Below are 5,461 nucleotides of genomic sequence, written 5' to 3'. Positions count from 1 at the left end.
CCTCAAACGTGGGGCGTATTTTAGACATTTATCTCCGTGGGTCAAGGGCTATTTTCAATGTTTTTATTCGTTTGTACAGATTCCCGTCAAATGTAAATAAACACAACACAATTAAGCCCAAATTCGTTTAATAAGTCACCAAATCGGCACTAAGCCGACAAAAATGATAAACTAAAAGCTACTAACTTAAAGCAACGCCTATTAATCATGACCTACAAAACAATCGATCCGTCCGAATACCCGCTGCAATTTGCCGAGAAGGCAAAACACTTACAGCAATTGTTGTCTCCTTACTATAAAGGAGAACTTGAACTACACGAGTCGCCACGCACTCACTACCGTATGCGTGCTGAGTTTCGAGTTTGGCATGAGCAAAACGACTTATACTACATAATGTTTAATCCCGAAACGCGGGAGAAAATCAGAATGGATGAGTTTGTTCCTGGCTCTGGGCTTATTAATACCCTGATGAAAGCGGTCAGAGACTATGTCATTGATAAGCCAATCTTGAGAAATAAGCTGTTTCAGGTAGATTTTCTTACGACTACAACCAATGAAGCAGTTATCTCCTGCTTATACCACAAACAATTAGATGCGGAATGGGAAGAGTCCGCAAAGCAAATGCATGAAGCACTATCTCCAATAACTGACAAGCTTGGACTCATCGGTCGTGCAAGAAAGCAAAAGCATGTCATCGGAACCGATGAAGTAGTCGAGTGCTTGAATATTGGTAACCGTCATTGGAAAACCGTACAAACTGAAAATGCATTCACCCAACCGAATGCCGAGATCAACAAGCAAATGATAACTTGGGCAATAAATAGTGTGGGAACACCGAAACATGACTTGCTCGAGCTATATTGCGGTAACGGTAACTTCACTCTGCCACTCTCAACACAATTCGAACACGTGCTGGCTACGGAGATCAGTAAACGGTCGGTGGCTTCTGCTCAAGTGGCGACAGAAATGAACGGAATCAATAATGTTGAGTTCGTGCGCATGTCGTCAGAAGAGTTCAGTGAAGCACTCAAAGGTGACGTAGAAAAGCGAAGATTACAGAATATCGACCTGACGAGCTATGATTTTGGAACCGTACTTGTCGATCCGCCTCGCGCAGGCCTTGATGCTCTTACACTTAATGTAGTCAGTCAGTATCAAAGGATACTCTACATATCCTGTAACCCAGACACACTCTTACAGAATATAAACGACCTGAGTGATAAGTTTACCGTTACAAAAGCGGCTTTATTCGACCAGTTTCCTTATACACACCATATCGAAGCCGGTGTCTTGTTAGAACGAAAAACTGGCTAAACATTTTTGGCTTCAGCGAGTGGGGCATTTGCTGAAGCCATTATTTTACGTGAGCGACGTAAGTTACTGATGTGCGCGTAAATGATCAGTCCAGCGCCAACGGCAATAATAACCGGTTCTCCCCACGGACCAAGAATGTCTCGTTGCGAATATATTAATGCACCTGCGAGCAGCGGGATTAATAGCGACCACTTCCCATGCTGTTTAGCGCCGCCAATGAGCGCAGTTAGACCCACAATAACGCTGATACCTAAAATTGTGTTTTCGAGTAAATCCTCGCCTAAAAACGAAAAACCTACCAATGCAAGTAATGGGAGAATTAGAGGTAACAGCAAACAATGGATAGCACAGACCGTGGTGATCCATATACCCGCTCGATCCAGCTTTTGTTGTTTTGAATGAGTCATTTGCCCCCCTTACCTCAATGAGTCTGTTATATTATAACATACGTACATTGGTCGCAAGAGCGATCACAATTTAATCGTTAAGCTGAGGTGTATGAAAACGGAATCACGCGCTCAATTGAAGTTTCCTTTGTCTTAATCATCAGTAAACGATCAAATCCCATTGCGACACCTGCGCATGGAGGTAGCCCGTGTTCTAGCGCCGCTATTAAAAAACAATCCGCCGCGCGGTAGGGCAATTGAGCACGCTCACGTGCTGCAATATCTTTGTTGAAACGCAATGACTGCTCTACTGAATCGCTCAGTTCGTAATAACCATTGGCAAGTTCAATCCCCTCCCAATAAATTTCGAAACGTCGCGCTACGCTAGGATTTTTACTATCAATTTGGGCTAAGGCTGCCTGACTTGCAGGAAAGTGAGTAATAGCCGTTGGTTGCGATAACGATAATTGTGGCTCTACGTAAAGATTGAAAGCGACCTGCAAAATTGTATCCACATCCGACTCACTTGCCATCCAATCTTTCGTTCGCTCATCATCTTTCAAACGCTGATGAATTGCCTTTATTCCAGCCGGTGTTAGAGGGTCACACTGCATGTGTTGCAGAAAAGCATCTTGATACGTCAATTTTACTAGGGGCGGAGCGTCAGCAACTGTCATTAACAACTCATCAATCTCAGCTATCAGTTGGTCATCGTCAAAACCCACTCGATACCACTCCAGCATCATAAACTCAGGGTTATGGTGACGGCCAACCGGATCATCGCGTACCACATGGCTTAACTGATAGAGACTATGCCCATATTGCGCTAGCAAACGCTTCATCGCATATTCCGGGGAGGTTTGAAGATAACGTAAGTTGTGCTGACTATCGCGCGTACTGAGGTTTTCAATATGCCGATCGGTGACACCGTGTTGGCACAATAGTGGGGTATCGACTTCTAACACATCGCGCTCGAAAAAAAACGAACGAAGTTGCCGCAACAACTCCGCTCGTTTCTTTAATACGTTTAACGTGGCTTTTGAACGCCAGTCAGACATAGTATTTACTTCTGCACGCGTGAAACATATTCGCCTGAGCGAGTATCCACTTTAATAACTTCACCAATTTGCACGAACAACGGGACACGCACTACTGCGCCGGTGCTTAGTGTTGCAGGTTTACCACCTGTACCGGCAGTATCACCTTTTAGCCCTGGATCGGTTTCAGTAATCTCAAGCTCAACGAAATTAGGTGGTTGTACGTTAATCGGGTTACCTTCCCACAGAGTAAGCGTACATACGTCTTGCTCAACTAACCACTTTTCAGCTTCACCGACGGCTTTTGCATCCGCGGCAACTTGCTCAAAGGTTTCATTGTTCATGAAGTGCCAGAACTCACCGTCGTTATAAAGGTATGCCAACTCCAGTTCAATTACATCGGCGCCTTCCACAGACTCGCCTGACTTAAACGTTTTCTCAACGACTTTGCCACTGATAAGTTTACGGATTTTAACACGGTTAAACGCCTGACCTTTACCCGGCTTAACCATCTCGTTTTCAACGATGGAGCATGGCTCACCGTCTTGCATGATCTTTAAGCCACCTTTGAATTCGTTGGTGCTGTAATTCGCCATAAATTTTGTATCCTTGTTTCTCAATACAACTTGATTGCCGCAATAATAAACCAATCCAAGCGGATTTTCAGGTAAAATAATGACATTAATTGTTAAATAGGGAGTCGTGCAGTGCAAACTCTTGAAGTATCAACGCGCGATGAATGGCAGCTCGAGTTGGCTAAAAGCTATAAAGATCCGCGCCAGCTGCTAACAACATTAGGGCTCGATCCCAATGCATTCAACGAGCACCTCGAAGCAAAAAAGTTGTTTTCGTTCCGTGTGCCGCGGCCCTTTGTCGAGTTGATGGAAGCTGGAAACCCACAGGACCCTCTCCTGCGACAAGTGCTACCCCTCGCTGATGAATTCACAGTAACGCCAGGGTACAGCACTGACCCACTTAATGAAGTGACCGACAAACGTGAGCATGCAGTTCCCCAAGGTCTACTTCATAAGTATGCATCGCGTGTACTACTTCTGGTTCAGGGGGCGTGCGCTATAAACTGTCGCTATTGCTTTCGTCGCCACTACCCTTATGCCGAGGATGTATTACCTCGTAAACAGTTTGAGGAGTGTGTCGAGTATATTCGTCAACATGCAGAAGTGAACGAAGTCATTTTAAGTGGCGGCGACCCGCTGTTTGCCAATGATGGTTATCTCATCGAACTCGCCGACAAATTGGCCGAACTGAAACAAATAAAGCGGCTTCGCATTCACTCTCGCCTGCCCGTGGTATTGCCACAACGTTTAACCGAGCGTCTTGCGACGCATTTAACCCAGCGCTTCGAGCAAGTGATATTGGTGATACACGCCAACCACGCTAATGAGATCGGAGGTTCGCTTAAACAGCACCTAGCAACATGGCGACAACGTGGTGTCACATTACTGAATCAAAGCGTCTTATTAAAAGCAATCAATGACGACGCAGACTCACTCTCACAACTCAGCGAAAGGCTTTTCGATGCGTCTGTGTTACCCTATTACCTACACCAACTCGACCCGGTTCAAGGAGCTGCGCATTTTGCAATTAGCGACGCGCGCGCACGTGAACTTTGGCAACAAATTAACGCCAGACTGCCTGGGTTTTTAGTCCCCAAGCTCGTTCGCGAAATTCCTAACCGAGACAGTAAAACACCCATCATGCCAAGCGAATGAGGAAAACCAAAGATGAGTGAAGCAATTGATCGCGTTGACAAACAGTTACAAGAACACCTGCGCGTACTCTATCGACAAGTTGTCGACGCGGACCAGTATTTAGATGATTTAAGAGAACAGGGCAAAGCTAAATTTGACAGTATCTTTGTTGAACAAACAGCTTTCGAAACCAAAGGCAATCGCTTTCAGCCTTATCTCCAAGAAGTGACAAAAAATGTAGAAGCCTGGCAACTGGAGCGTGACAATGAAGCGTTGTTGAAAACCATTGTCGAACAACTCCAGCTACTAACAGAGACGTTGGCGCGCCTTAAGCAGATCCGCCAGGCTGGTTAGCCTTAATTTGCTCGGAGAAGGTTTCTCTGAACCACTCTTCGAGCATCTTATGTTCATAGTAGTTAATATCTCGATTACGTTTAATCGAGGCCATACTATCCATATCAAAACCCATATCTTTTACAACAACAGAGTTCTCTTTAATAACCTGCCCTTGCGCGTCAGTTAGCTTGTAAGTCAAGTTAATACGCGGAAAATCAATAGGCCGTACAACACGAATATAAGATGTTGCGCTTTGACCAAAGGTCGGCTCGATCCGACCGGTTAAATCCACATCCGTAACCGTTACCTCAAGCGTTTGCTTTTCTGGCAATAAACTCGCTAATTCATTAAACTTCTCAGTGAAATCTTCTTTTGTCTTCTCTTGGAAACGCGACTCAATGCCCGTAGCCGGCGAAAAGTCGGTGTACTTCTCAACATCCTTGAACGTTACTTTAGCCTCGCCCGCAAACACAGACGTTGCAATAAGTGATAACGGAATCAACGATGTAACCCATATCCTTTTCATAATCACCTCCATAGGTAATTGACTCACAAGATTTGACTACAATATAACCAAAAGATTCCCTGATTACATAAACAAACAAAAAAAGAGCCCCGCAGGGCTAATGCTTGTCAGTTAAGCTAACGACTAGCATTTTTTCTAGGCGACCGCATCGGA

7 protein-coding genes are annotated in these 5,461 nt (G+C 44.9%); 3 read left to right on the top strand and 4 right to left on the bottom strand.

From position 1 onward, the window contains the following. The first annotated feature begins 207 nt into the window (after positions 1-207). Positions 208-1,314 (top strand): tRNA (uridine(54)-C5)-methyltransferase TrmA, encoded by a 1,107-nt coding sequence (gene trmA, locus ABNS04_RS11940; RefSeq protein WP_348671556.1) that lies wholly within the window; start codon positions 208-210, stop codon positions 1,312-1,314. Here the strand turns inward: trmA and ABNS04_RS11935 are convergent. From ABNS04_RS11935 to efp, 3 genes are all read right to left on the bottom strand, one after another. Then, positions 1,311-1,721, bottom strand: coding sequence for a MerC domain-containing protein (locus ABNS04_RS11935; protein WP_006954333.1), 411 nt, complete (start codon positions 1,719-1,721; stop codon positions 1,311-1,313). The two genes, trmA and ABNS04_RS11935, sit on opposite strands and share 4 nt — an antisense overlap. Before the next feature lie 77 nt (positions 1,722-1,798). Continuing rightward, entirely contained in the window at positions 1,799-2,758 is a 960-nt protein-coding gene (gene epmA / locus ABNS04_RS11930; protein ID WP_286682764.1) for an EF-P lysine aminoacylase EpmA, read from the bottom strand. Positions 2,759-2,763: 5 nt separating this feature from the next. Beyond that, positions 2,764-3,333, bottom strand: a complete 570-nt coding sequence (efp, locus tag ABNS04_RS11925) for an elongation factor P (protein WP_006954335.1) — start codon at positions 3,331-3,333, stop codon at positions 2,764-2,766. A gap of 111 nt (positions 3,334-3,444) precedes the next feature. Between efp and epmB the strand changes: the two genes are divergently transcribed. Both epmB and ABNS04_RS11915 read left to right on the top strand, forming a co-directional pair. Then, positions 3,445-4,467 carry an EF-P beta-lysylation protein EpmB gene (epmB, locus tag ABNS04_RS11920; protein ID WP_348671555.1) on the top strand — a complete coding sequence of 341 codons (1,023 nt, stop codon included), beginning with the start codon at positions 3,445-3,447 and terminating at the stop codon, positions 4,465-4,467. A 12-nt stretch (positions 4,468-4,479) separates the two neighbouring features. After that, positions 4,480-4,800, top strand: a complete 321-nt coding sequence (locus tag ABNS04_RS11915; protein ID WP_006954337.1) for a hypothetical protein — start codon at positions 4,480-4,482, stop codon at positions 4,798-4,800. Here ABNS04_RS11915 and ABNS04_RS11910 read toward each other — a convergent pair. Next, positions 4,775-5,308, bottom strand: a complete 534-nt coding sequence (locus ABNS04_RS11910; RefSeq protein WP_006954338.1) for a DUF3016 domain-containing protein — start codon at positions 5,306-5,308, stop codon at positions 4,775-4,777. The genes ABNS04_RS11915 and ABNS04_RS11910 overlap by 26 nt on opposite strands. Positions 5,309-5,461: the final 153 nt, after the last annotated feature.

Source organism: uncultured Idiomarina sp. (assembly GCF_964010655.1).
GTDB classification, from domain to species: Bacteria; Pseudomonadota; Gammaproteobacteria; order Enterobacterales; family Alteromonadaceae; genus Idiomarina; species Idiomarina baltica.
Note: the sequence above shows the minus strand (reverse complement) of the source record. Positions and strands in the feature narration are given on the sequence as shown.